Genomic DNA, 23,198 nt, shown 5'->3' on the forward strand with positions numbered 1-23,198 from the left:
TGCCGTGTCAGCTGAACAACGAAAATCGCTGCAAGGCAGCGGCTTCGCGTCGTGAAGGGTCCTCATATATTGCGTCAGGCACCTCAGTGCTGCGGGCTTGCTATTGTGTGTGTTCGTTAGCTTGGGACGAAGCAATGACGGGGGCCAGCAGCAGCTCGCGCCCCTGTCTGCTATGTTCCTCCAGTAAACCCATCTTGCGCAGGCAATAGCTCACCCGCGTGCTCTGGCGCGTGTTCACGCCCAGTGCCTGGGCCAACTGTTTGTGGGTGAAGGGCGTCTTTAGTGTGGCCGGCAGCAAACCCAGGTAATCTTGCTCTCCGGCAAACTCGGTTTCGGCCACCACCCGCAGCAGGCGTCGCTCCACGATGCTCCAGTGTTTCCGCCGCCACGAGCCCCGGCCGTCATCCCGCCAGACCTCCTCTTCCTCCGTCAGCACGGCCCGGAAAGCGAAGTTGGGGTGTTGGATGACCTGGGGGATGTACAGTAGTTCGTCAAAGATGTTCTCCAGCCGGCCGCGCTTGGGTGACTTGCGCCGCGCCACCTGGCGGCCGCGGCTGTCCTGGCGCACGATCCATTTTTGCGCCGCGATCGGGTGCACCAGCAGCACCTGGTGCGCTTCCAGCAAGACGCCCAGCTTTTTGCGCAGAGCAGAAAAGTTGCCGGTCTGCACTTCGATCAGCAGGTCCCCCCGCAAAATGTCGATCTGGTAACCATCCACTTCCTGCTCAAAGCGGTCGCCATGCTGCGCCAGGTGAAGCTTCAAGGCCGCGTGTAAACCCTGTTCGCGTAAAGTGCCGATGGCGTGGTTCACGGCTCTACCTTCAGTTGGCTGGCTCGGTGAATGGCCGCATCGCCATATTGCGCCTGTAGCGCGCGTACCGCCGCTTCCAGGCGCTCTTGTTTGGCGGCCTCTTTGGGGTTCCAGTCCCACAGCCCCAGCTGCCGGCTGGGCGGCCCCAGCCGGCTGATGCCCACACCCAGCAGGCGCAGCTTGCGGCCCGGCCGCCAGTTCTGGTGGAAGAGCTGCAGCGCCGCCGCTTCGATCTGGCGGGCGTCGTCGCTGGCCTCGGGCAGGGTACTTTGCCGCGTGATCGTGGTGAAATCCGGCCAGCGCAGTTTGATCTTGACCGTGCTGCCGTACAGCTCTTTGCGCTTCAACCGCCGGGCGATGCTTTCTGCCTGGCTACGGATCAGCTCTTCCAGCAGCGCCCCGTCGTCTGTGTCGCGCGCAAAGGTCTCTTCCTGGCTGATCGACTTGGTCTCGTGCGACGTGTGCACGGGACTGTTGTCGATGCCCTGGGCGCGACGCTGCAGATCCAGGCCGCCTTGCGGGCCGAACAGCCGCTGCAATTCACGCAGCGGGTGCGCCGCGATCTGGCCGATGCTGCGCAAGCCCACCTCCGCCAGCCGCTCGGCACTCTTGGGCCCCACACCCCACAGCGCCTCGCAGGGCAGCGGAGCCAGGAAGGCGGCCTCTTCGCCCGCCGGCACGTGCTGCAGTGCGTTGGGGTAGGCGCCTGTGCGCACCGAGCCTTTGCCCACTTCGGTGGCGATCTTGGCCACCAGCTTGTTGCTGGCAATGCCCAATGAGCAGTGTAGCTGCAAGTGGTCGCGGATCGCTTTTTGCAGGTCGTGCCCGATCGTCAAAGGGTCGCCGGGCAGCGCGCTGATATCAATAAAAGCTTCGTCAATCGAGATCGGCTGGATGATTTCTGAGACGCCGCTGAGCAGCTCCATCACTTTGTTGGACATCTCGACATAATCACGGAAGTGATGGCGCACGATGATCAGATCCGGGCACAGCCGCAGCGCCCGCGCCATCGGCATCGCCGAGCGGATGCCGAACTTGCGGGCCGGGTAAGAGCACGAGGCCACCACGCCGCGGCCCTCAGGGCTGCCGCCTACGGCAAACGGCTTGCCGCGCAGCGAGGCGTCACGCAGCTCTTCCACCGCGCAGAAGAACGCGTCCAGATCCAGGTGGATGATGGTGCGCGGTGCGGGCGTTCGGGTATTTTGCTGGGCCATTTCGTATAGCCATTTGGCTGATTAGATGATCTTTTCGTCTTGCAGTTGGGCGATCTCGGCCTCCGTCTTGCCCAATAGGCCGCTCAGGACTTCAGCCGTGTGCTCGCCCAGGGTCGGTGGCGGCAGGCGCACTTGCGCCGGCTGCGTCGGAATTTGCAGCGGCGAGCCGAGCATTTGGATGCTTTCGCCGTCGGAGAGGGTTGCCTGCGTCAGCATGCCGCGCGCCGCCACCTGCTCGTGAGCCAGCGCCTGGTCCACGCTGAGGATCGGCGCCGCCGGCACCGTGGCCCGTTCGCACACTTCCAGCCAATGGGCGATGGGCTGCTGGACGAACAAGGCGTCCAGCAGCGGTAGCAACGCCTCACGGTGGGCGTTGCGCTGTGGATTGCTGGCAAAACGCTGGTCACGCGCCCAGTCTTCCTGCCCGACTTCCTGGCAAAAACGCGCCCACTGCAGGTCATTGCCCGCCGCGAAGGCAAAATAGCCATCGGCGGCCTTGAACGACTGGTAAGGCACAATATTGGGGTGGGCGTTGCCGTAGCGTTTGGGCGGCTTGCCTGAGATCAAATAATTGCTGGCCACATAGGACAGCGTGGCGATTTGCGAGTCGAACAGCGAAATATCGATGCGCTGTCCGGTTTTCTGGCGTTCTCGGGCAAAAAGCGCAGCCATGATGGCGTTGCTCGCATGGCTACCTGCCAGCAGGTCTACGATCGCCACGCCCACCCGGATGGGCTCGCCTTCGGCCTCGCCGGTCAGGCTCATCATACCGCCCATGGCCTGGCTGATGAAGTCGTAGCCCGGCCGGTCCTTCAGCGGGCCGCTGTAGCCGAATCCGGTGATCGTGCAGTAGATGATGTCCGGCTTGAGCGCCTTGAGTTCTGCATAACTCAGGCCCATCTTTTCCAGCGTGCCAGTCTTGAAGTTTTCCACCAGTACATCACTTTGGGCGATCAGCTCGCGCAGCACGGCCCGGCCCTCAGGGCTGCGCAGGTTGAGCGTGAGGCTGCGTTTGTTGCGATTGGCGGAGATGAAATAGGCTGAGAGGCCGTTTTGCGTGTAGGGTGGACCCCACTGGCGTGTGTCATCGCCCCGGGAGGGTTCTTCCACTTTGATCACTTCGGCCCCCAGGTCCCCCAGCAGCATGGTGCAGTAGGGGCCGGCCAATACGCGGGTCAGATCCAGCACGCGTATGCCGTGCAGTAAGCCTTTTTCTTCAGTCATGGAATCAAAGCCTCTTCTCGTGATTATAGTACAAATATTCTAATTCGCTAGCCGGCTGAGAAATCCCCGGAAGGTTTGCGGCGGGCGGCCCAGCGTGGCTTGCAGCACCGTGCCCTCGCCAGCAAAGCCGTGCACATCATAATAGGCGAACATGCGCTGCAGGGCGTGGCTGGCATAGTCGCTCAGGCCGTTGGCCGCTGCCGCCCAGTCGGCCAGCGGCTGCGCCTCGGCCCGCACCGGGCGGCCTAGCTGTGCGGCCATCTCGGCTGCCATCTGCTCAGAGCTCAGCCGCTCCGGCCCGGCCAGCGGCAGTACCCGGCCGGTGTACTCTACAGGGCTGGCCAGCACCGTCGCGGCGACTTCGGCGACATCCTCCAGGTCCACCGGGGTGAAGATCGCCTCCAGCGAATGCGGCACGCGGTACAGGCCGCTCCGGATGCTTTCCCAATACGGCAGCACGTTCTGCATGTAGCTGGCCGGCTGCAGGCTGGTGTAGGGCAGCCCGCTGGCTTGCAGGCTTTGCTCGACAAGATGCTTCTGCCAGTGATGCGGCATGGCCGCCACAGCCGGCAGCAGCACCGAGTGGTACACGAAGTGTTCCACGCCTGCCGCCTGCGCTGCGAGAATCGCCGCCTGGCCTATCTCGGTTTCCTGGTAGTGCACATTGGGACAGATCAGGTAGACGGCTCGCACGCCCTGCATCGCGCTGCGCAGCGCTGCGCTGTCCAGCAGGTCGCCCACTGCCACCTGTACCGCGCCGGCTTGGTGGGCGGGAGCGGCTTGGTCGCCCCGGTGTACCAGCGCCCGGGCGGCCTTGCCGCGCCGCGCTACGGCGCGCAGCACGGCCAGGCCGGTCTTGCCGGCCGCCCCGGTGACCAGAACTTCCGCGTGGGACATAGCCTTATTGTACGAGGGCTGCGGCGATCTCGCGGGCCAGGCCCGGCCCGCGATAGATCAGGCCCGTATAGACCTGCACCAGGCTGGCCCCCGCGTCCAGCGCCGCCTGGGCCTCATGGCCGCCAAAGATCCCGCCGACGGCGATGATCGGGAGGCGATCTTGCGCCCGGGCGGCGATGCGCGCCACCATGCTGCGGCTGGCGCCCACCAGCGGCCGGCCACTCAGCCCGCCGGCTTCGCCAGCCGCAGCCGAGCGCAGGCCTGCTGGGCGCGCCAGGGTGGTGTTGCTGGCGATCACGCCGTCGACCCGCTGCCCCAGCAGCACCTCCAGCACATCATCCAGCTGGGCATCGTCTAGGTCCGGCGAGAGTTTTACCAGCAGCGGCACCCTTCTCAGCGGGGTCAGCGCGCTCAGCAAGCCGTCCAAATAGCGGCGGTCTTGCAGCTGGCGCAGCCCGGGCGTGTTGGGCGAACTGATGTTGATCGTCAAATAGTCGGCCAACGGCGAGAACGTCCGCATTAATTGTTGGTAATCCGCCGCGGCTTGCTCCAGTGGTGTGTCCTTGTTGATCCCCAGGTTAACCCCCAGCACCAACCCCGGCGGCCGCCGTCCCGCCAACCGCCTGGCCAGAAAGTCCGCGCCCCGGCTGGGGAAGCCCAGCCGGTTGATGGCCGCCTCATCTTCGGGCAGCCGGAACAGCCGCGGCCGCGGGTTGCCTGGCTGCGGCCGCGGCGTCACCGTGCCCAGCTCCAGGTGGCCGAAGCCCAGACCGGCCAGGCCGCGCCAGGCCAAGCCGTCTTTGTCGTAGCCAGCCGCCAGACCCACCCGGTTGGCGAATCGCAACCCGAACAGCTGTACGGGCTGCTCTGGGGCAGCATACTGCCGCCGTAGCCAAGCCGCCGCTGGCGGCAAGCTGCCTGCCAGCTGCAGCAGGCGCAGGCTGGCACCATGCGCCATCTCAGGGTCCAGCCGGAACAGCCAGGGGCGTATGCGCTGATACATCAGCTCTCCAAGTAGCGTAGCGTGGCTTGGTGCTGTTGGGCGCTGATCGCCCCCTGCTCGCGCCAATAGTCCAGCAGTTCAGGCAAGCGCAGCACGGCGTGCAGGGCCAGGCCGCGCGGGCCAAAAACGTCCTGTCCCTGGGCCTGGCGGTTCACCAGCACCACGATCTCGCGCACTTTCAGCCCGGCTGCCTGCAGCTTTTCGATGCCTTCGAACTTGCTCTCGCCAGTGGTGACCAGGTCATCGATGACTACGGCGGTCTCACCCGGCTCGTAGGGCCCTTCCACTACCGAACGCGTGCCGTAATCCTTGCTTTCCTTGCGCGGGTAGACCAGCGGCCAGCCGCCGTGTATGGCAATGGCCGCCCCCAGCGGCAGGGCCGCGTAGGGCAGCGCCGCCAGCCGGTCAAAGCGCAGGCCGCGCAGCACGGCGCTGTAAGCTGCCGCCGCCCGCGCCAGTGCCGCCGGGTCGCCCACCAGCCGGCGCAGGTCCAAATAGATCGGCGAGAGCTGCCCGGACTTGAGCTTGAACTCGCCAAATTGCACGCAGCCCAGTCGCAGCAGGTCGTCGGCCAGCTGTGCATGGCGAAAAACCGACCTGGCCGTCTGGGCTTTGCTGCCTCGCGCCGTGTTCAGCGCCTCGCGCAGTTCGGCTGCCGCAGCGGCCGGGTCAGCCGTCCGGCTGATGGCCCGTGAGGCTGGCGCCAAGAGCCCCAGCCCATCTTCCCGCAGGCCGGCATGCACTGCTGCTTGCAGATCGCCGCCCTGGGCGCCGATCCCCGGCGCCAGGATCCACAGCCCTGGCGCCGCGGCGCGCACCGCCGCCAGCTCGGCGGGGTAGGTGGCGCCTACCACCAGGCCTACGTTGCCGTGCTGGTTCCATTCCTGCGCCAGCCGCGCCACGTGCAGGTACACGGGCTGGCCGCCGGCGCCCAAATCTTGCAGGTCGCCCGCGCCGGGGTTGGAGGTCTTGCACAGCAGGAAGACGCCCTTGGCCGGGTCTTCCAGAAAGGGCGCCACCGCATCCTGGCCCAGGTAGGGGCTGACGGTCAGCGCACCTGCCTTCAGCTCACCAAAGGCGGCCCGCGCATAGGCCGCCGCCGTGCTGCCGATGTCGCCGCGCTTGGCGTCCAGCAGCACGGGGATTCCCTCCGGCACTGCCGCGATCACATCTTGCAGCGCCTGCATGCCTGCCGCGCCGAAGACTTCAAAGAAGGCTGAGTTGGGCTTGAAAGCCGCGGCGTAGGGCGCGCTGGCTTCGATCAACCGCAGGCAAAACTCCCTGGCGGCCGCTGAGCTGGGCTCGCTCAGGTCCTCCCCGTGGGGGTCCAGCCCCACGCACAGCAGGCTATCAACCGCGCGGCAGCGCGCCTCCAATTGCGCAAAGAATCCCGTCAAGGCTATGCCTTTCCCAGCACCATGGCCAGCAAGGCCATGCGCGTGTACATGCCGTACTCCATCTGGCGGAAATAGGCCGCCCGTGGGTCATCATCTACATCCATGCTGATCTCGCCGACCCGCGGCAGAGGGTGCATTACGATCATCCTTTGCTTGGCGGCTTTCATCGTCTCAGGCGTGATCACATACAGGTCTTTGAGCTGCTCATACTCTTCCAGGCTGGCGAAGCGCTCTTTCTGCACGCGGGTTACATACAGCACATCGGTCTCCGGCAAGATGCCGTCCAGCTCGCTGAATGCTTCCTGTTTCACATTCTTCTTGCTCAGCTCGGCTACGATCTCCTCCGGCATCTTCAGCACTTGCGGTGAGACATAGTTTAGCTTGACGTTGAACAAGGCCAGCAGCCGCGCCAGCGAGTGCACCGTGCGGCCGTTCTTCAGGTCGCCCAGCAAGGTCACACTCAGTCCTTCCGGGTTGCCCAGCTCCTCAAAGATGGTGAACAGGTCCAACAGCGCCTGAGTGGGGTGCTCACCAATGCCGTCGCCGGCGTTGATGATCGGCTTTTTGGCGTACTGTGCCGCCAGGGCACAGGAGCCTACTTCTGGATGACGCAGCACGATCACATCCGCATAGCATTCCAGCGTGCGCACCGTGTCGGGCAGCGATTCGCCTTTGGATACCGAAGAGTACTGCACATTGTTGATCGGGATCACCGAGCCGCCCAGCCGTTCCATCGCCGCCGTGAAGGAGGAGGAAGTCCGCGTGGAAGGTTCGTAAAACAAATTGGCCAGGATTTTCCCTTTGAGCAGATCGAAGCTGCCAATCCGCTCTACGATGCTGCGCATTTCGTGGGCCACCCGGTAGATGTAGGTCAGATCCTCCCGGCTGAATTGGTTCACTGAAAGGATGTCCTGCCCGTACAGCGGAGCGTTGCGTTGCTCGCCAAAGGGCAGGCTAAAGGTATTGATCGCACTGGATAAAGGGGTCATAGGTTCCTCCATTTAATGACGAATGGGCCGTCCGCTGCCCGGGGCAGCCCGCAGGCGGCCGTCTTCATAGGCTGTTTGCCCGCGCAGTGTCACGCGCACCACCCGGCCGTTCACCTGCCAACCCTCGAAGGGCGTCCAGCCGCAGCGGGTGTGCTGCTCGGCTGCGCGGATTTCATAGCGGCTGTTAAGATCTACCTCCACGTAAGTCTCTGGCTGCTCCGGCAGGCGAAAGATGCGCTGGGGGTTGCTGTGCAGGCGGGCAATGATGTCGTCCAGCGTCAGCCGGCTCTCGCGGGACGCATTCAGCAGCAGCGGCAGCATGGTCTCCAGCCCAGGGTAACCGGGCGGTGGTGTGGCGCTGTCCTTCTCCTCCAGCGTGTGTGGGGCGTGGTCCGTGGCGAAGCAGTCCACTACGTCCAGGTTGGCCCACAACGCCTCTTGGTCGGCTTTGCTCGCCAGCCGCGGGCGCACCTCGGCCCGCCCGGCGCCCAGCGCGGGGATGTCGTCCTCGCACAGGAACAGGTGCTGCGGGCACACCTCGCAGGTCACTTTGAGGCCGGCTTGCTTAGCCGAGCGGATGAGGGCGATCTCTTCTGCCAGCGAGACGTGGCAAATGTGCACCGGCCGGTCGTGCAGCGCGGCCAGCAGGATGGCCGCCGCCATCGTCTTGCTTTCGGCATGCACACACAATGGCCAGTCCTGCGGCCAGGCGGCGAAGTGCGGCAGCCAGTCGCGCATGTCGTCCAGCTTCAAGTCGCCGTAGGTCTGGTCCAGGTATAGCTTCAGCCCGGCCGCCAAGGGGGCGACGGAGGCGGTTGTGGCCGCATTGCCGCTAGCGCCGCCGATGTACTGGCCGTAATCGCAGTGGGCTTTGCCGGCTGCCAGCGCCAGGCCGGCCGCCAGCGTTTCGGCCGAATTGATCGTCGGCAGCGTGTTGGGCATCGCCAACACGGTGGTGATGCCGCCGGCCAGCGCCGCCGCCGTGCCGCTGGCCCAGTCCTCCTTGTGCGTCGCGCCAGGTTCGCGCAGGTGCACATGCACATCGGCCAGGGCGGGCAGGCGCGTCAGCATCGGTCGCCGCCAGGCACAAAAAAAGCGCCCAAGAGACTGTTCTCTTGGGCGCTGACGTACAGGGGAAGTTGGTGTGGCGTTTCGTGCATGTCCTGCCTATTGTACAAAATCCAGCGCTTTCGTCAAGCCAGCACAACAACCCATATTGGCAAACTTGTAACAAGCGCAACACCTACAATAGAATCCGGCGGAAGAATCAAACAGGGCCAGGTATGCACCCGGCCCTGTGATTTGTGTGTTTCAGGTTTATTCGGCGATCACGTTTTCGCCCTCAATGAATTCCTCCATGGCTTTACGCGCCAAGTCATCGGGAATCTGCTGGGGCGGGGTCTTCATCAGGTAAGCGGACGGCGCGATCAGCGGGCCGCTCATGCCGCGGTCTAGGGCCACTTTGGCGCAGCGCACCGCATCGATGACCACGCCAGCCGAGTTGGGCGAGTCCCACACTTCCAGCTTGACCTCGATGTTCAGCGGCACATCCCCAAACGAGCGGCCTTCCAGGCGCATATGCGCCCATTTGCGGTCGGTCAGCCAGGGCACATAGTCACTGGGGCCGACATGCACATCGTCGGGGTTCATCTCATAGGGCAGCATGCTGGTCACCGCACCGGTCTTGGAGATCTTCTTCGACTCCAAACGCTCGCGCTCCAGCATGTTGTAAAAGTCCATGTTGCCGCCAAAGTTTAGCTGGTAGGTGTGGTCCAAATGCACGCCGCGCTCCACGAACAGGCGAGCCAGCTCGCGGTGCGTGATCGTGGCGCCTACCTGGCTCTTGATATCATCGCCGATGATCGGCAGGCCGTGCTCCGCAAAGCGTTGGCCCCAATACTCCTGGCTGGCGATGAACACCGGGATGCAGTTCACCAGCGCCACGCCGGCTTCCAGGATCTGCTCCACGTACCATTTGGTGGCCATTTCGGACCCCACCGGCAGGTAGTTGATCACCACATCTGTTCCAGTTTCCTGCAGGATGCGGGCGATATCCGCCGTGGAGCCCGGCGCCTTCTCCACCACCTCCCGTAGGTACTTGCCCAGGCCGTCGTGCGTCATGCCGCGCTGCACCGGCACGCCCAGGTGCGGCACATCAGCGAACTTGATCGTGTTGTTGGGGTAGGCCCAGATGGCCTCGCTCAGGTCCTTGCCCACCTTGGTGGATACCACATCAAAGGCAGCGCTGAACTCGATATCGCGGATGTGATAGCCGCCCAGATTGACATGCATCAAGCCGGGGACTTCATCGGTCTCCGAGGCGTTCTTGTAATACTCTACGCCCTGCACCAAGGAATTTGCGCAGTTGCCGACGCCAATAATGGCGACGCGTACTTTGGAAGATTTAGACATTTGTCTCCTTTGCTGTGGTTCTTGGGGGATTATAACCCTAGCATTCCAGCTGGCTGTCGGATGGCGTTATGATTGCAGCGTGAACCCTTATTCGCTTTCGGAGATCCACGCCAGCCTTGTCGACATGGACCGCCAGGTATATGAATACTTTGCCGGCATCCCCAGCCAGGATTTCTTCCAACACCCAGCTGGGGTTTGGTCCCCGGCGGAGAACTTGGCCCATCTAAGTATTTCTGTGCGTCCGGTCACGCTGGCTTTGCGTGTGCCTCGCCGCGTGTCTGGTTTGATTTGGGGCTCACCGGGCCACAGCCGCCCATTCCCTGAGCTGGTGGCAGCCTACCGGGCCGCGTTGGGACAGGGAGGCGTTGCCCCGGCCCAATTTGTGGCCGAGGTGGACGACCAACCCGCCGACCCGCAGGCCGCCCAGCAAAAGCTTCTGGAGAGCTGGCGCAAGGATGCTTCCCGCTTGGAAGCCGCAGCCGCCACTTGGCAGGATGAAGACTTGGACAAGGCAGCTGTGCCACACCCTCTGCTGGGCAAGCTCACCCTGCGCGAACTGTTGTTTTTCACGCTCTATCACAACTTGCATCACATCAATGACGTCCGTGGGCTCTTGGGAGCGTCCCCGCTGGAATGGTGAACCGATGATGAATGTCCGCAAAACAATTTCAGAAGACTTGGAAGACTTCCTGTCCAACTATGCGCCGGATGTGCGCAATCTGGCTCTGGCCCTGCGTGAGCGTATCTTCGATATTGAGCCGCGTGTCAAAGAGCAAATTGATATCAAAGCCAGCCTGCTGGGTTACGGTTACGCCGACACGTACAAGCACATCATTTGCGTCGTGATTCTCTACAGCGAGTACGTCAACCTGGGCTTTCCGCGTGGTGTCGACATGCCTGACCCCGAAGGTCTGCTGCAGGGTACCGGGAAATACGCCCGCCACATGAAGATCGGTGCTCTGGCAGATGTGGAGGCGCCTGAAGTGGCTGCGCTGCTCCAAGCGGCTGTGGACCTGACGCCGTTTCCTGGCGAGGAAGATTAAATAAACAGAGGCCGCTTTTCAGCGGCCTCTGTTTGTATGCATAGACTTGAGCTAAGGAACCTTGATCACAACTGACAAATAGCCAAAAGCCTGTCCGCTGGCATTCGCCAACGCCCACCAACCGGTATAGTCACCGGCCGTGGCGGGGGCCGTCAGAGTTACTGATATTTCCGTGCTGCCACCAGAAGGCACTGCCACGCTGAGCGGTTGGCCGCTGGTGCCGCCCATTTGATCGCCGCTGCTGTAGATCAGCGTATAGCTGGTGGACCACTCGCAGGTACCCGCGTTGCGCACCTGCCAGGTTTTGGTGAACGGCGTATTGGCCGCGATCTCTTCACCATCGCTCACCGTCACATCCGCCAGGAAGCCCATCACATCACAGGTGCCGCCTGTGCCGGTCCCCGCGCCGCCCGCTGCCGGGCTGGTTGGCGTGAACAGCGGTGTCTCGGTGACATCAGGCGTGCTGGTGGGTGGCTCTGTGTTGGTCGGGCTGGGGGTCAGCAAGGCCACCTGGGTATATTGCGCGTGCACGGTGGTGACTGCATCGCCCACCGCCTGCGTCACCGTGGCTTGCAGATCCGCTTCAGACAGGCCGCAGGCGCTCAGCAGCATGGCCGCAGCCAAAAATATCGGGATCAATAGGGTTCTTTTCATCAGGCCTCCTTAATCTCAAATCAGCCAACGCATTGTACCCAGCCCAGCCCGCAGACTGAGCGCATTAATTTGGCGCTTATCTATACAAAAAAAACGGCGGGCCATTGGCCCGCCGTTTTTCTTAGAGCGTATACAGTTCGCCGTATTTTGTTTTTAGATACTGGATGTACGGCTCGATGCGTAGGGGACCGCCAGTCACCCGCTCGATCAGCTCGTTCGGAGTGAACTTGGAGCCGTGCCGGTACAAGTTGTCCTTCAGCCAACTGTGCAGTGTGCCGAACTGGCCTTGGCCGGTCTGCTGGGGAATGTCTGGGTGTGCCTTGAGCGCTGCGTCGTAAAACAACGCGCTCATAATGTTGCCCAGGGTGTAGCCTTGAAACTCTCCGCCGATCGCGCCGCCATACCAGTGCACATCTTGCAGCACGCCGTCCACATCACTGGGGGCGTGAATGCCCAGGTCGGCCTGGTAACGGGCGTGCCAGGCTTCCGGCAAGTCCTTAACTTCCAGCTTGCCTTCGAGCAGCTCCAGCTCCAGCTCGAAGCGCAGCATCACATGCAGGTTGTAGGTCACCTCGTCGGCATCCGTGCGGATCAGGGAGCGTGAGACTTTGTTGATCGCCCGATAGAACTCGTCCAGCGAGACTCTGTTCAGCTGGCCGGGGAACTGCTTCTGCAGCTTGGGGTAGTAATGCTCCCAGAAGCCGCGGCTGCGACCGATGATGTTCTCCCAGGTGCGTGATTGGCTCTCGTGCACACCGGAGGACGTGCCGCCCGCCAGTGGTGTACCTTCCAGGGCCGGGTCAATGCCCAACTCATACAGGGCATGGCCGGTCTCGTGCAGCGTGCTAAACAGCGCGTCGGAGAGGTCGCCTTCCTGCACGCGTGTGGTGATGCGCACATCGTCAATGGCGAAGCTGGTCATGAACGGGTGCGGGCTTTTGTCCTGGCGGCCCCGGTTGAAGTCGAAGCCATAGTCCTTGGCAACCTGCATGCCGAAAGCCAGCTGTTCGTCCTCCGGGTAGCCAGCGCGCAGCGGGCTGTCATCCGCCATTGCCTGTTCGGTGATGGTCTTGACCAGCGGTACCAGCTGTTCGCGCAACTCGCCGAAGACGCGGCGGATGTCAGATGCCTTCATGCCCGGGTCGGGTCCGTCGATCAGCGGGTCGGCGATGTGCTCGTATCCGGGGAAGAAGTTGGCGTATTCGCGACTCAGGTCAAGCGTGGTCTTGAGCTTGTCTTCCACGGCTTTGAAGTTGTTGGCGGGGCGTGCTTCGGTCCAAGCCTGGTAGCTCACGGCAGAATGGGTGCTAAATTTCGCTACCCAAGCCGGTGGCACTTTGACGGCCTTTTCGTAATCGCTGCGCGTCTTGCGGATCAGCGCCGCGTCATCAGAGTCGTAGGGCAGGCCTTCAGCGTAGGGCTGCAGTTCATCCAGCAGCTTGCCGATCGCCGGGTCGGTGAACTTCTCCTGGCTTAAACTGGCCAGAGTCGCCATCTGGCGGCCGCGGCTGTTGGCTCCGGCGGGAGGCATAAAGGTGGCCTGGTCCCAGCCTAGTACGGCGGTGGCGCTATTTAGGTTGGAGACTTCTTCGAGCCGCGTTTTCAGTTCTTTCAGTTTCTTTTCCATGGGTAGTCCTTTAGATGAATTGGGGGTGGAGGCGCAAATTGTAGCTAAGCAAGCCGGAGGGAGCCCGCCCGGCAGCCGCCCGCTGCGGGCTGGCCAACGGCTCTGGCTTGACGGGTAGATAGGCTTGCAAATTGGCGGTGATCAGCGGCAGCACCTGGCGCACCAGCTCCGCCACCGGCTGTCGTTTGTTTTGCTGGCTCCACTGGAATGCCGCGCCATAGATGGCCCAGCTGGTCACCATGGCGGTTTGCTGCACAGAGGCTTGCTGCGGGCGGTTAGGTTTGCTGGTCTCCAGACGCTGCAGCAGCAGAGTGTAAATCTCGTCCTTGATTTGCTTTTCGGACAAAGCCTGCATTTGGCCGCGTGGGGCAGGGCAGTGCTTTTCATAGCCCTCGAGCAGCCCACAGACCACCCGCAGCATCTTTTCGATCATCTCGGTCAGGCCGGGGTCGGCGCTCAGCTCCGCGTGCAGTTGGGTGCGTACCAGGCTGCGGATGGAATACTCCAGCAGGGAGAATTTGTCCTGGAAATGCGCATAGAAAGTAGCCCGGTTCAAGGTGGCGCGCTCGGCGATCTCACTGACCGTGATCGACTCGAAACTTTTCTCGCCCATCAGTTCGTTGAGCGCATCAATCAGCAGATTGCGCGTGCGCGTGATGCGCGGGTCCTCGCGCTCGGTAGTGGCAAGTTGGTTAATCAACATTCTTGGCCTTTTGTCGCATAGCGAACATACTCGGTTCTTTGTTGGTTGACGAATTGGTCAACTTAGCTATCATCTGTAGCATACACTACAAGTGTTGTTTACACAAGGAGCTGCATGAATATCATTCTTTGGATCGCCCAGGGCCTGTTGGGGTTGGGTTTTATCGCTGCTGGCTATAACAAGGCGTTTCGCGCCCAGCAGGCTGCCGCGCAGCCTGCCATGGCTTGGATGTCTGCCGTATCCCCTCCATTGCTGCGCTTCATCGGCTTGGCGGAGATCGCCGGTGGGTTGGGGGTTCTTGCCGATGCTGTCAGGGGTGCTGCCCTGGCTCACGCCTGTGGCGGCGGCGTTGTTGGCGCTGGTGATGGTGTTGGCCTCGGGTTTCCACTTTTCACGAAAGGAACACCCGGCGATAGTCATCAATCTAGTGCTGTTGTTGTTGGCGCTGTTTGTGGCCTGGGGCCGCTGGGATCTTGTCGCCGCATAAATCTGTGAGCAAAATGACATCGTGTCATTTCGTCAAAATTATCTTCTTTAAGGAGCAACATGTTTGATTTTATTACGCAGTATTCCGATTGGGGTCTCTTGATCTTGCGCTTGGGCGTAGCCTATGTTTTTTGGGCTCATGGCTTGCCCAAGATCAAAGATGTCGGCAAGTTTGCCGGCTTCCTGCAGCAGCTTAAGGTGCCTGCCGCGGGTCTGATGGGTTGGGTGGTTTCTTTGTGGGAAACCCTTGGGGCCGTTTTGCTGGCTCTGGGCATCTTCACTCCGCTGGTGGCGCTGGGCTTTGTTGCTGTAATGCTGGTGGCCATTCGTGGCGTGAAGATCGGCATGGCCAAAGCCGATTTCGTGGGCGGTTGGGAGTTGGAGTTCACCCTGCTGGTGGCTGCTCTGGCGCTGGTCTTCACCGGTGCTGGCGCCCTTTCTCTGGACGCCTTCTTCGGCATCTAAATCCTGCAAACAGCACAGAACAAAAAAGGCGGCCAGCTGGCCGCCTTTTTTTGTTCTTGATTCCAGTTGGTTAGCGCGTGAACCAGGAAATGATGTTACGGACCACGACGCCAATCACCGCAAAGCCCAGGAAGAAGACCAGCGCGCCATTAATGCCAGACAGGTAGGTGCCAATCTGGGGAATGGCTCCGAGGGAATTGCCAAACAAGGCCAGACCGATGGACAGGATGATGAAAGAATTTTCTTCTGCCTTATTGATGAACAGCACACCACCAACCAGACCCAACAGCATAAGGATATAGCGGGCCCAATCGGTAACCACGGGATTGAGCTGAGTGGAAGGCAGGACGCCCAGGACTGCGGCCAGGGTCAGGCCGACCAGGAAACTCCATTTACCGACTGCGGCCATATCCACGCTGGCTGCTTCGCTGACCGCCGGGGACGTGGCCGTGCGTTTGCTGGCGGCGGGTTTGCTACTCTTTGCTGTCTTCTTGGGTGTTGCCTTTTCTGTAGCCATAAATGCTCCTTAGGTTTTTGGAAAGATTAGTTCGGCCTCACTATACACCATGAAGAATACCTGCGCGCTTTTGTCAGGCTGGGTAATGCTGGTGCAGCAGGCGGTTGAGCTTGTCTCGTTGTGCCGCAGTCAGGTGAGCTTTTGGATCGCCTTTTTGCAAAGTGTGCTTGAGCTTCTTGATGGAAGCAGTCGGGATGGGGGCGCCAGCCACGCGCTCGACCTCGGTATTCTCATCCATCATCACCAAGACCGCCTGGATACGCAACTGTGCGTCCGGCCAGTGCTTTTGCAGGAAGCGGTCGATTGCTTCGGCGTCTATCGAGGCTTCAGCCACTGGGCGGCCGATGCCTTCCTGTCCCAGTCGCGCCAAGATGTTGGGCAGCTTAACCGTCCAGCGCTTTTTTTGGCTGTCATAGCTCACCTGGCCGCGGGTATGCCGCGGCAGCAGCATCCAAACACCGCTGGGAGCCACCAGCAGGTGCGCTACCGGCGAACGGTAGTGATACAGGCTGAAATGGTTGTCCAGCGAACCGAGCGCCTTGTTGAAACCCTGGTCGGCCCGGCGGCCCCAGCGGCTGAACCAAGAACCCACCTGGACCAGCACGATGCCCAATACCAGGAAAAGCAGGTAGAGGCCGAATTGGCCCTCCCCGAACAACACGTACACGGACCCGACCAGCGCCAGCATGCCCAGCAGGCTGGCCACAAAAGACCCACGGATGTTTCGTTTATATAGCGCTTCGTTGTTATGAATATGCATGGTCATTCGCTGGCTGGCGCAGTGACCTGGCTCAGACCCTGCTCAATGCGCATGCGCAGGCTGTCCAGCAGGCCTACCTGCGCGGAGCGCTGCGCCAGCTTGACCGCACTGACGATGGCGCGCCCGTCTGAGCGGCCGTGACCGATGAACACCAGCCCGTTGACGCCCAGCAAGGTCGCCGCGCCGATCTCGCCCGGGTCCAGGTCTTTGCGCAGCCGGCGGAAGGCTGGGCGCGAGAGCAGACCGCCGATCTTTGTCAGCGGGGAGGCCATCAGCTCTTCGCGCAGGCGCTCGGTGATCAGCTTGGCCACGGCTTCGGCCGTCTTCATCAGCACGTTGCCGGTGAAGCCATCGGTCACGGCAACGTCTGCCTGCCCGCCGAACAGTTCTTTGCTCTCCATGTTGCCCACGAAGTTGAGGCCGCTGGCGGCGATCAGCGGGAAGGTAGCCTTGATCAGGTCGTTGCCTTTGCCTTCCTCCTCGCCATTAGAGATCAGGCCGATGCGCGGGCTGCTGATACCCAGGATCTCTTCCGCGTATACGGCGCCCATCAGGGCAAACTGCTGCAAGTATTCCGGCTTGCATTCGGCGTTGGCGCCGATATCCAGCGCCACACAGCGACCGCCCTTGACCGGGTACATCACGGTCAGGGCGGGGCGCAGCACGCCTTGCAGGCGGCCCAGGCGGGCTAAGGCGATGGCCAGCGCGCCGCCCGTGTTGCCTGCTGTGACGAACGCGGCCGCTTCGCCGCTTTTGACCAGATCCAGGGCCACGCCCATGGAGTTTTGCGAGCGGCGCAGGGCGCCAGGGCCGATGTGATCGCTCATTTCGAATACTTCCGGCGCATTAACCACTTCTATACCGGCAGCGCGTGAACCCAGCATCTCCTTCAGACGGGGGGCATCGCCCACCAGGATCAGGTCTGCGCCCATGCTTGGGGCTAGTTCCACTGCGGCTTCAACCTCCGGTGCAGGATGGTTGTCACTGCCCATGGCGTCCAGAACGATACGCATCTATCCTCCAAAAAGTGGATCAGGGGTTTACCAAAACCGCTGTTGCTTGACACTAAGGTTGCGGGCATTATAATTCCTTGTCTGCGCTGGTGCTGGAACTGGTAGACAGGCATGGTTGAGGGCCATGTGCCGCAAGGCGTGTGGGTTCGATTCCCACCCAGCGCACCAATCGACAGCGAGCGACTCATTGTGATGGGCTGCTCGCTGTCTTTGATTTAACCTATAATCAACCTATGGCGAAACTGGTCACAGTCGATGAGATGGTCGCCATTGAACGGGCGGCAGACGCTGCAGGCTGGTCTTACGCTCACATGATGCAGGCTGCGGGCACTTCTTTAGCGCAAGCCGTGATTGCGCATAGTCATTCCCTTGAGAAGAATATAGTGGCCCTGGTGGGGCCTGGAAACAATGGCGGAGACGCCTTGGTGGCTTTGCGGTTGTTGGCTGAAGCGGGCTGGCAGACCCAAGCGCTGTTGGTCGGCGGAAGGCCGGCTGAGGATGACCTGCTGCTCGCTGCACAAAGTGGGGGCGTGCGGATTTCATCCTTTGCGCCAGATCTGGCCCAAACTGCTCTGCAAAAATGTGCCGTGCTGTTGGATGGCCTGTTAGGCACCGGCATGCGCCTTCCGCTGCGCCCGGCGTTTGCCGATGCGTTGGACCTGACCGTCCAAATACTCAACAACCTGGCCACGCGGCCGCTGGTGGTCGCCGTCGATTGTCCTTCTGGAATGGATTGCCGGACTGGTGCAGTCGCCCCTGAGGCCCTGGCCGCAGACCTGACCGTATGCATGGCTGCCGTAAAGCAAGGCATGCTGACCACCAGTGCCTGGCCCTATCTAGGGCAATTAGAGATTGGCGATATTGGCCTACCGCAGGACCTGCCTGCCTGGGCCGCCATTCCGCGCGCGGTAATCGACCGTCCTATGGTGCGCCAGACCCTGCCGCCGCGCCCCCTGGACGCGCACAAAGGCACCTTTGGCACCGCCCTGGTTGTGGCCGGTTCCCAGGCGTATCCCGGAGCGGCCTTACTGGCCGCTCAGGCTGCCTACCGGGTGGGCAGTGGCCTAGTGCGCGTGGGAACCACGGCAGCGGTGCAGGCAATGCTGGCCGGGCACTTGCCTGAGGCGGTTTGGTCGGTCCTACCGAGCGAGGCTGGCGCCATCGCCGAGGCCGCCGCGGCTGATCTGGCGGCCGCTTTGCCGCGCGCAACGGGCTTGTTGCTGGGACCGGGATTGGGCCAGCAACCCGGCACAGGTGCCTTTGTGCGTGCTGCACTGGGTTTGGCTCTGCCGCCTACAGTCATCGACGCAGACGCCTTGCGCTGGCTGACGGAGATCGGAGATTGGCCAGGTCGCCTGAGAGCGGATAGCGTGCTGACCCCGCACCCGGGCGAGATGGCCGCACTTAGCGGCTTGAGTGTGGAGCACATCCAGGCCGACAGGCTGGCAGTGGCCGAGCGCTATGCTCAGACCTGGCGACAGGTGCTGGTCTTGAAAGGCGCCTTTAGCGTGGTGGCCGCGCCAGACGGGCGCAGCGCTACCCTGCCGTTGGCCACCCCGGTGCTTTCCCGTGCCGGCAGCGGAGACGTTCTGGCAGGCCTCATCACCGGATTACTGGCGCAGGGGGTGTCCTCCTACCAGGCTGCTTGCGCCGCAGTATGGCTGCATGGACATACGGGCGAGCGTGCCTTAAGTCGCCTGGGCACCGCGGCTGGTGTTCTGCCCAGCGATCTGCTGGCGGAGCTGCCCGCGGCCATCGCAGCCGCAATGGGTTAAACAATAAAGGACTGGCCAGGCCAGTCCTTTATGCTCATATACAGATCGTGTTCTTAGTTCTTCTTGCCGCCACGCGGGGTCTTGGCAGCTTCTACGGCCGCTTCACCGCGCAGGCGAATGTCCTCGATCGCGGCTTCACCGCGGGTACGGACATCTTCGGCGCGGCCACGCAGATCCTTGGCCTGTTCACGCGCCAGGCGGGTCAGTTCATCGGCACGCTCACGTGCCTCAGCGGCAGCCTTCTCCAGGGCGTCACTGCTCATATCGCGCAGTTCAATGCCTCTTTCACGCAACAGCTTGCGGGTCTCTTCGCCGGATTGCGGGGCCATCAGCAGAGCACTCACCGCACCGATAATGCCGCCCATCAGCAGGCCGGAAAAGAAAGCTCCAAAATCACCATTTCTGTCAGACATGTCACACTCCTTAAATTTGGTTAACCCGATTATTTGTTAACCCATAGTCGTAATAGGTCCAGCGCACGGCGGACTGCCGCTGCGCCGCTATTAACCTTAACGATGGGGGCCACGAGTTTATCACTTATGAATTGGGTTGTGCCGCGCATCGTGTCTGCGGCCTCGGTGGCAGATTCCAGGATGGGGCGCACTTCGTTGTTGAGCAAATTGACCAGACGCGCCACTTGCACCAACAATAGCAGCAAGGCCAAACCCACCAGCAGGAACTCAAAGGCAACCAGGATAATCAGAATATCCCGCACGGTTTCCGTAGGCGCCCCAGGCTGCAGCAGGAAGTAGATCGCCGCGACCAGACCCGCAAGCATCAAAATGCCCAGCACAACCAACCCGATCATCAGGTTGCGGGAAGAATTGTCTGTGGTCTGCCCCTCTGCGTAGATGGGGCTGTCTTCATACGAGTCGTAGCTCACAAAATTTCCCTTCCAGATCTAATTATACCCATTGGGATTTGCGTTTTTATTCGCTTTGCCAGCCTGCTACGACATCTCGGATCTCTTGCAGTTGTGGCTGGTTGCCTTCTACGCTGCGGATGCCCGCACTGTCCAACACGGTGCAGGCGGGGTCCAGGCAGTAGCGGTACTCCAGCATTTGTGCAAAGTTGGTGGGACTGTTGAGTCGGTAGGCCCAGTGTCCCGGCCCAAGCGGCCACATTGGCAGCGGGGTGGACCAATCGCCGAGCTTGAATTGCACATAGGCCAGCAGGTTATCCACCGGCGCCTGCAGCTCAAACCAGATGGGCGCGGCAGACCCGGCCGACCAGGAGACGGCCTGGTCGTGGATCTCCAGCTCACTGGTGCCGTCCGGGATGATCAGTTGGCGCAGCAAAAAGCTGCCATCCGCCAGGTGCTCCGCGTTCCACAGGCCGTCTCCCAGCGTATATTTGTAGCGAATGTCCACACCGGTCGGCAATTGCAAGATCAGGCCATAACGTCCGTCCGCTTGCGAGATCATCAGCGGGCGGGCGGCCAGGCTATCCAGATTGCCGGTCAGGAACACGGGGGTTCCGGCGGTATGGTCTGCGGGAGGCGTCAGCCAGAAGGTGACAGTCGCCAGGCTGCTGGGCTGCACTTCAATCGTGGCCGGCGTATCACTATGGGCCGCCACCAGCGCGCCCTGCTGGAAGGTCCGCTGGCTGCCGTTGGCGGAGTAAGCCAACACATTGTGCAGTCCTTGCAACAAGCCGGGCAGCACGAACTGACCTTCTGGGTCGGTGCGGGTTTGCAGGCCGGCGGCAACCACCACCATATTGGCCAATGGGCTGCCGTCTGCCGCTGTCAGCTGCCCGCTTACCTGGCCGGTCTCCTGCTCTACGCGCATGTCCGTCCACGCCGCCACCATGTCGTGCGCCACGTGCCCTGGGCCATCCACGTAGAAGGCCCGAAACTCGATCGCTGCGCCGTCGGCGGCGGCTTCATTGGCACTGCCGGCGGCCCCCTGACGCATATAGCGATACTTCAGCAAGCTGCCCTGCGGCACGCTCATTTTTAGGCTGACGCTTTGCTCCCCGGTGGAATGCATGGCGATTGGTTGCGTGTTCAATGCCAATCCAGTCACGTCATCCAACAGCACCAGGAAGATCTGCTCCCCGGCTGGCGTGTCTTGGGGCAGCAGTGCGCTAAAGGTCACATCCACTGAGCGCGGCAATTCGTAGCTGCTGAGCTGGGTGGTCTGACCGCTGCATGCGGATAATGCCAGGGTAAGAAATAGGCAGAACAATCGCTTCATGACAATCTCCGGCGGGTGCGTTGGCCCAGGGCGGCTGTGCCCACACTGAGAAAGTAGATCAGGCTGAGCGGGATCCACACCAGCATCATGTTTATCGGGTCGACTGTGGGCGTAATGGCTGCGGCCAGCACGGCCAGTAGGACCACGGCGATACGCCAATTTTGCGCCAGCCAGCGGGCTGGGAGTAAGCCCATGGCCGCCAGCGTGTAGGACACCAGGGGAAATTCAAAAGAAAGGCCGACCCAGAACATCAGTCCTGTGGCAAAGCCGATATAGGAGGAAGGCCGCACAATCGTGGGGATGTCCATGAAGTTGAGCAAGAAATTGACCGCAGGTGGCAGCAACACATAATAGGTGAACGTTACCCCGGCGGCAAACAATACGAACACCAGCGGGATCGCCAGCAGGCCGAGGATGCGCGCCTTGCGCGAAATGCCGGGGGCCACAAACAGTAGCAATTCCAGCGCGATGTAAGGCAGGGTGACGGCAAAGCTGGCCAATAAAGTAACACGCATCACGGTCCCGATCGGCTCGGTGATGTCCACCGCTTGCAAGGCCTCCAAGCCGCCCACCGGGGCAGCCAGCCAGTCCAGCAGCGTTCCGGAGAATTCGAACAGAATGATGGCGGCCAGGGCCATGGCCAATGTCGCCCGCAACAAATGGCCGCGCAGGGCGGCCAAGTGCGCCAGCACTTCGTTAGGGCGGGCGACGGCCTTTTGTACGGCTTCGCCCAAGGGTGAATCCTCGGGTTCCTCGCCAAAGAATCGCCGCGGTCCTGCCGTCAACCGGTCCAAACCGCGGGCGACCCAGCGGAAGGGAGCGGTCAGGCCGCGCCACAGGACAGTAAGCGCCACCCGCATTACTTAGCCTCTTGTGGGTTGTCGCCTGCAGCAGGGTCCTTGGGGGCTTGGGTTTTCTGGGACAGGGAATCCGGCGAGCGCGTCCAGGCGCTGAATTGGCCTTCCAGTTCGCGTAAGGCTTGCTTTTGTTCCTTCAGGTCACTTTCCAGTTCATCCAGGCCTGCCTGGCGAACCAGTGTTTCAGGGAATTCGCGCAGTTGCCGGCTGGCGTCTTGCATGGCGCGCCAGGCTTCGGAATTGCGAAATTTGTGCAGGGTGCGCCCCAAGCTGCCGCCAATTTTCACCAGGTCGCGCGGCCCCATCACCAGGAAGACGATGATCAGAATGGCAAGCAGTTCCGTAATGCCAATTCCCAGGAATTCCATGGCGCTAGCTCTTCTCGTCGCCCAACGGGGCCAGCGAACTGAGCGTTTGCCCGATCTCTTCGCGGCGGTCTGCCAGGCTGCCCAGCACGCCGTTGACGAAACGGGACGAGCTGTCCGAACCGTAGCGCTTGGCCAGTTCCACGGCTTCGTTGATAGCGACCTTGACTGGTGTTTCACCACTGACGGCAAATTCCCACACGGCCATGCGGATCAGATTGCGGTCGATTACGGAAACTTGGTCGATTGGCCACTCGGGTGCGTGCTCCGCAATATACGCATCCAGACGTTGGCGCAAGGGCAGTACGCCCAGTACCAAATGCCGGGCAAACTCCTCCAGCTCCTGCTCCAGTTGGTGTTCACTGAAACGAACTTGCAGGACATGACCGGGCAGGTGATCGGTGAGGTCGATCTCGTAAAGTGCTTGCAGCGCCAGACTGCGTGCCCGTGTCCTTGGTTTCATCTCGGGTCAGCTGTTCGGGTAATAGATGTCTTCGATGTGGATATTGATGCGACCGGGCTGCATGCCCACCATTTCGTCGATGGCGCGGGTTACCGCTGCCTGCACCTCATGGCCCACCTGGCGCAGGTTGACCCCGCTCTCCAATACCAGAAACAGATCCATCTCGACATGATTGCCATCGATCTTCACGTGCACCCCCTGGTCGGAGCGGCGGCCTACGCCGTGCGCCAGCATAGCGTACACGCCGGGCACATCCAGAGCCGTGAGCCGGGCGATCGATTGCAGTACATCGGGTGCAACAGTGGTCGTATCGGGGTTTCGCATG

At 61.8% G+C, this 23,198-nt stretch carries 27 protein-coding genes and 1 tRNA gene; 6 read left to right on the forward strand and 22 right to left on the reverse strand.

Annotation, left to right across the window (positions count from 1 at the left end; genetic code table 11):
• Positions 1-100: 100 nt before the first annotated feature.
• From KF885_09435 to KF885_09475, 9 genes are all read right to left on the reverse strand, one after another.
• Positions 101-811 (reverse strand): hypothetical protein, encoded by a 711-nt coding sequence (locus KF885_09435; GenBank protein ID MBX3049380.1) that lies wholly within the window; start codon positions 809-811, stop codon positions 101-103.
• Positions 808-2,025, reverse strand: coding sequence for a DNA polymerase IV (gene dinB / locus KF885_09440; protein ID MBX3049381.1), 1,218 nt, complete (start codon positions 2,023-2,025; stop codon positions 808-810). Before dinB ends, KF885_09435 begins: the two co-directional genes overlap by 4 nt.
• Positions 2,026-2,046: 21 nt before the next feature.
• Positions 2,047-3,249, reverse strand: coding sequence for a CoA transferase (locus KF885_09445; GenBank protein MBX3049382.1), 1,203 nt, complete (start codon positions 3,247-3,249; stop codon positions 2,047-2,049).
• Between the two features lie 39 nt (positions 3,250-3,288).
• Positions 3,289-4,146 carry an NmrA family NAD(P)-binding protein gene (locus KF885_09450; protein MBX3049383.1) on the reverse strand — a complete coding sequence of 286 codons (858 nt, stop codon included), beginning with the start codon at positions 4,144-4,146 and terminating at the stop codon, positions 3,289-3,291.
• A 4-nt stretch (positions 4,147-4,150) separates the two neighbouring features.
• Positions 4,151-5,149: a quinone-dependent dihydroorotate dehydrogenase gene (locus tag KF885_09455; GenBank protein ID MBX3049384.1), complete on the reverse strand. Its 999-nt coding sequence runs from the start codon at positions 5,147-5,149 to the stop codon at positions 4,151-4,153.
• Positions 5,149-6,546 (reverse strand): orotidine-5'-phosphate decarboxylase, encoded by a 1,398-nt coding sequence (gene pyrF / locus KF885_09460; protein ID MBX3049385.1) that lies wholly within the window; start codon positions 6,544-6,546, stop codon positions 5,149-5,151. Before pyrF ends, KF885_09455 begins: the two co-directional genes overlap by 1 nt.
• A gap of 2 nt (positions 6,547-6,548) precedes the next feature.
• Entirely contained in the window at positions 6,549-7,535 is a 987-nt protein-coding gene (gene pyrB / locus KF885_09465) for an aspartate carbamoyltransferase (protein ID MBX3049386.1), read from the reverse strand.
• 12 nt (positions 7,536-7,547) lie between these two features.
• Positions 7,548-8,606, reverse strand: a complete 1,059-nt coding sequence (locus KF885_09470; GenBank protein MBX3049387.1) for an amidohydrolase family protein — start codon at positions 8,604-8,606, stop codon at positions 7,548-7,550.
• Between the two features lie 246 nt (positions 8,607-8,852).
• Positions 8,853-9,947 (reverse strand): inositol-3-phosphate synthase, encoded by a 1,095-nt coding sequence (locus tag KF885_09475; GenBank protein ID MBX3049388.1) that lies wholly within the window; start codon positions 9,945-9,947, stop codon positions 8,853-8,855.
• A gap of 79 nt (positions 9,948-10,026) precedes the next feature.
• Between KF885_09475 and KF885_09480 the strand changes: the two genes are divergently transcribed.
• Both KF885_09480 and KF885_09485 read left to right on the forward strand, forming a co-directional pair.
• Complete coding sequence (locus KF885_09480; GenBank protein ID MBX3049389.1) at positions 10,027-10,587, forward strand: DinB family protein; 561 nt, start codon at positions 10,027-10,029, stop codon at positions 10,585-10,587.
• A gap of 4 nt (positions 10,588-10,591) precedes the next feature.
• Positions 10,592-10,990 (forward strand): DUF1801 domain-containing protein, encoded by a 399-nt coding sequence (locus KF885_09485; GenBank protein MBX3049390.1) that lies wholly within the window; start codon positions 10,592-10,594, stop codon positions 10,988-10,990.
• Positions 10,991-11,041: 51 nt separating this feature from the next.
• Here KF885_09485 and KF885_09490 read toward each other — a convergent pair whose 3' ends face one another.
• The 3 genes from KF885_09490 to KF885_09500 all read right to left on the reverse strand — a co-directional run bounded on the left by KF885_09490 (position 11,042) and on the right by KF885_09500 (position 13,974).
• Entirely contained in the window at positions 11,042-11,644 is a 603-nt protein-coding gene (locus KF885_09490) for a hypothetical protein (GenBank protein ID MBX3049391.1), read from the reverse strand.
• Between the two features lie 121 nt (positions 11,645-11,765).
• Entirely contained in the window at positions 11,766-13,271 is a 1,506-nt protein-coding gene (locus tag KF885_09495) for a carboxypeptidase M32 (GenBank protein ID MBX3049392.1), read from the reverse strand.
• A gap of 10 nt (positions 13,272-13,281) precedes the next feature.
• On the reverse strand, positions 13,282-13,974 hold the full coding sequence (locus tag KF885_09500) for a TetR family transcriptional regulator (GenBank protein ID MBX3049393.1): 693 nt from the start codon (positions 13,972-13,974) through the stop codon (positions 13,282-13,284).
• A gap of 114 nt (positions 13,975-14,088) precedes the next feature.
• On the opposite strand from KF885_09500, the gene KF885_09505 reads away from it, so the two are divergent.
• Positions 14,089-14,469 carry a DoxX family protein gene (locus KF885_09505; protein ID MBX3049394.1) on the forward strand — a complete coding sequence of 127 codons (381 nt, stop codon included), beginning with the start codon at positions 14,089-14,091 and terminating at the stop codon, positions 14,467-14,469.
• Between the two features lie 51 nt (positions 14,470-14,520).
• Positions 14,521-14,925: a DoxX family protein gene (locus tag KF885_09510; GenBank protein MBX3049395.1), complete on the forward strand. Its 405-nt coding sequence runs from the start codon at positions 14,521-14,523 to the stop codon at positions 14,923-14,925.
• Positions 14,926-14,995: 70 nt separating this feature from the next.
• Here KF885_09510 and KF885_09515 read toward each other — a convergent pair whose 3' ends face one another.
• From KF885_09515 to plsX, 3 genes are all read right to left on the reverse strand, one after another.
• A complete protein-coding gene (locus KF885_09515) occupies positions 14,996-15,442 on the reverse strand; it encodes a hypothetical protein (GenBank protein ID MBX3049396.1) in 447 nt (148 codons plus the stop codon).
• Between the two features lie 73 nt (positions 15,443-15,515).
• Positions 15,516-16,202 carry a hypothetical protein gene (locus tag KF885_09520; protein MBX3049397.1) on the reverse strand — a complete coding sequence of 229 codons (687 nt, stop codon included), beginning with the start codon at positions 16,200-16,202 and terminating at the stop codon, positions 15,516-15,518.
• A gap of 2 nt (positions 16,203-16,204) precedes the next feature.
• A complete protein-coding gene (gene plsX / locus KF885_09525) occupies positions 16,205-17,215 on the reverse strand; it encodes a phosphate acyltransferase PlsX (protein MBX3049398.1) in 1,011 nt (336 codons plus the stop codon).
• 83 nt (positions 17,216-17,298) lie between these two features.
• Between plsX and KF885_09530 the strand changes: the two genes are divergently transcribed.
• Both KF885_09530 and KF885_09535 read left to right on the forward strand, forming a co-directional pair.
• Positions 17,299-17,383 (forward strand) — tRNA-Leu (locus KF885_09530).
• A gap of 65 nt (positions 17,384-17,448) precedes the next feature.
• Positions 17,449-18,990: an NAD(P)H-hydrate dehydratase gene (locus KF885_09535; GenBank protein ID MBX3049399.1), complete on the forward strand. Its 1,542-nt coding sequence runs from the start codon at positions 17,449-17,451 to the stop codon at positions 18,988-18,990.
• Between the two features lie 53 nt (positions 18,991-19,043).
• On the opposite strand, the gene KF885_09540 is transcribed toward KF885_09535, so the two are convergent.
• Genes KF885_09540 through KF885_09570 form a run of 7 tightly spaced genes read right to left on the reverse strand, consistent with a single transcriptional unit; the run spans position 19,044 to position 23,197 of the window.
• Positions 19,044-19,403: a YtxH domain-containing protein gene (locus KF885_09540; GenBank protein ID MBX3049400.1), complete on the reverse strand. Its 360-nt coding sequence runs from the start codon at positions 19,401-19,403 to the stop codon at positions 19,044-19,046.
• 29 nt (positions 19,404-19,432) lie between these two features.
• Positions 19,433-19,873 (reverse strand): hypothetical protein, encoded by a 441-nt coding sequence (locus KF885_09545; GenBank protein MBX3049401.1) that lies wholly within the window; start codon positions 19,871-19,873, stop codon positions 19,433-19,435.
• 46 nt (positions 19,874-19,919) lie between these two features.
• Positions 19,920-21,188 (reverse strand): hypothetical protein, encoded by a 1,269-nt coding sequence (locus KF885_09550; GenBank protein MBX3049402.1) that lies wholly within the window; start codon positions 21,186-21,188, stop codon positions 19,920-19,922.
• Positions 21,185-22,042 (reverse strand): twin-arginine translocase subunit TatC, encoded by an 858-nt coding sequence (locus tag KF885_09555; GenBank protein MBX3049403.1) that lies wholly within the window; start codon positions 22,040-22,042, stop codon positions 21,185-21,187. Before KF885_09555 ends, KF885_09550 begins: the two co-directional genes overlap by 4 nt.
• A 5-nt stretch (positions 22,043-22,047) precedes the next feature.
• Positions 22,048-22,413, reverse strand: a complete 366-nt coding sequence (locus KF885_09560) for a twin-arginine translocase TatA/TatE family subunit (protein MBX3049404.1) — start codon at positions 22,411-22,413, stop codon at positions 22,048-22,050.
• 4 nt (positions 22,414-22,417) lie between these two features.
• On the reverse strand, positions 22,418-22,873 hold the full coding sequence (gene nusB, locus KF885_09565; protein MBX3049405.1) for a transcription antitermination factor NusB: 456 nt from the start codon (positions 22,871-22,873) through the stop codon (positions 22,418-22,420).
• Between the two features lie 6 nt (positions 22,874-22,879).
• Positions 22,880-23,197, reverse strand: coding sequence for an Asp23/Gls24 family envelope stress response protein (locus KF885_09570; protein MBX3049406.1), 318 nt, complete (start codon positions 23,195-23,197; stop codon positions 22,880-22,882).
• Between the last annotated feature and the right edge of the window lies 1 nt (position 23,198).

This window comes from Anaerolineales bacterium (genome assembly GCA_019637805.1).
Lineage (GTDB): Bacteria > Chloroflexota > Anaerolineae > Anaerolineales > UBA11579 > JAMCZK01.

Bases quoted from the DNA above. Each gene is read 5' to 3' on its own strand.
- dinB (MBX3049381.1), bottom strand. From the start codon at position 2,025: ATGGCCCAGCAAAATACCCGAACGCCCGCACCGCGCACCATCATCCAC.
- KF885_09445 (MBX3049382.1), bottom strand. From the start codon at position 3,249: ATGACTGAAGAAAAAGGCTTACTGCACGGCATACGCGTGCTGGATCTG.
- KF885_09450 (MBX3049383.1), bottom strand. From the start codon at position 4,146: ATGTCCCACGCGGAAGTTCTGGTCACCGGGGCGGCCGGCAAGACCGGC.
- KF885_09455 (MBX3049384.1), bottom strand. From the start codon at position 5,149: ATGTATCAGCGCATACGCCCCTGGCTGTTCCGGCTGGACCCTGAGATG.
- pyrB (MBX3049386.1), bottom strand. From the start codon at position 7,535: ATGACCCCTTTATCCAGTGCGATCAATACCTTTAGCCTGCCCTTTGGC.
- KF885_09470 (MBX3049387.1), bottom strand. From the start codon at position 8,606: ATGCTGACGCGCCTGCCCGCCCTGGCCGATGTGCATGTGCACCTGCGC.
- KF885_09475 (MBX3049388.1), bottom strand. From the start codon at position 9,947: ATGTCTAAATCTTCCAAAGTACGCGTCGCCATTATTGGCGTCGGCAAC.
- KF885_09485 (MBX3049390.1), top strand. From the start codon at position 10,592: ATGATGAATGTCCGCAAAACAATTTCAGAAGACTTGGAAGACTTCCTG.
- KF885_09490 (MBX3049391.1), bottom strand. From the start codon at position 11,644: ATGAAAAGAACCCTATTGATCCCGATATTTTTGGCTGCGGCCATGCTG.
- KF885_09495 (MBX3049392.1), bottom strand. From the start codon at position 13,271: ATGGAAAAGAAACTGAAAGAACTGAAAACGCGGCTCGAAGAAGTCTCC.
- KF885_09500 (MBX3049393.1), bottom strand. From the start codon at position 13,974: ATGTTGATTAACCAACTTGCCACTACCGAGCGCGAGGACCCGCGCATC.
- KF885_09505 (MBX3049394.1), top strand. From the start codon at position 14,089: ATGAATATCATTCTTTGGATCGCCCAGGGCCTGTTGGGGTTGGGTTTT.
- KF885_09510 (MBX3049395.1), top strand. From the start codon at position 14,521: ATGTTTGATTTTATTACGCAGTATTCCGATTGGGGTCTCTTGATCTTG.
- KF885_09515 (MBX3049396.1), bottom strand. From the start codon at position 15,442: ATGGCTACAGAAAAGGCAACACCCAAGAAGACAGCAAAGAGTAGCAAA.
- KF885_09520 (MBX3049397.1), bottom strand. From the start codon at position 16,202: ATGCATATTCATAACAACGAAGCGCTATATAAACGAAACATCCGTGGG.
- plsX (MBX3049398.1), bottom strand. From the start codon at position 17,215: ATGCGTATCGTTCTGGACGCCATGGGCAGTGACAACCATCCTGCACCG.
- KF885_09535 (MBX3049399.1), top strand. From the start codon at position 17,449: ATGGCGAAACTGGTCACAGTCGATGAGATGGTCGCCATTGAACGGGCG.
- KF885_09540 (MBX3049400.1), bottom strand. From the start codon at position 19,403: ATGTCTGACAGAAATGGTGATTTTGGAGCTTTCTTTTCCGGCCTGCTG.
- KF885_09550 (MBX3049402.1), bottom strand. From the start codon at position 21,188: ATGAAGCGATTGTTCTGCCTATTTCTTACCCTGGCATTATCCGCATGC.
- KF885_09560 (MBX3049404.1), bottom strand. From the start codon at position 22,413: ATGGAATTCCTGGGAATTGGCATTACGGAACTGCTTGCCATTCTGATC.
- nusB (MBX3049405.1), bottom strand. From the start codon at position 22,873: ATGAAACCAAGGACACGGGCACGCAGTCTGGCGCTGCAAGCACTTTAC.
- KF885_09570 (MBX3049406.1), bottom strand. From the start codon at position 23,197: ATGCGAAACCCCGATACGACCACTGTTGCACCCGATGTACTGCAATCG.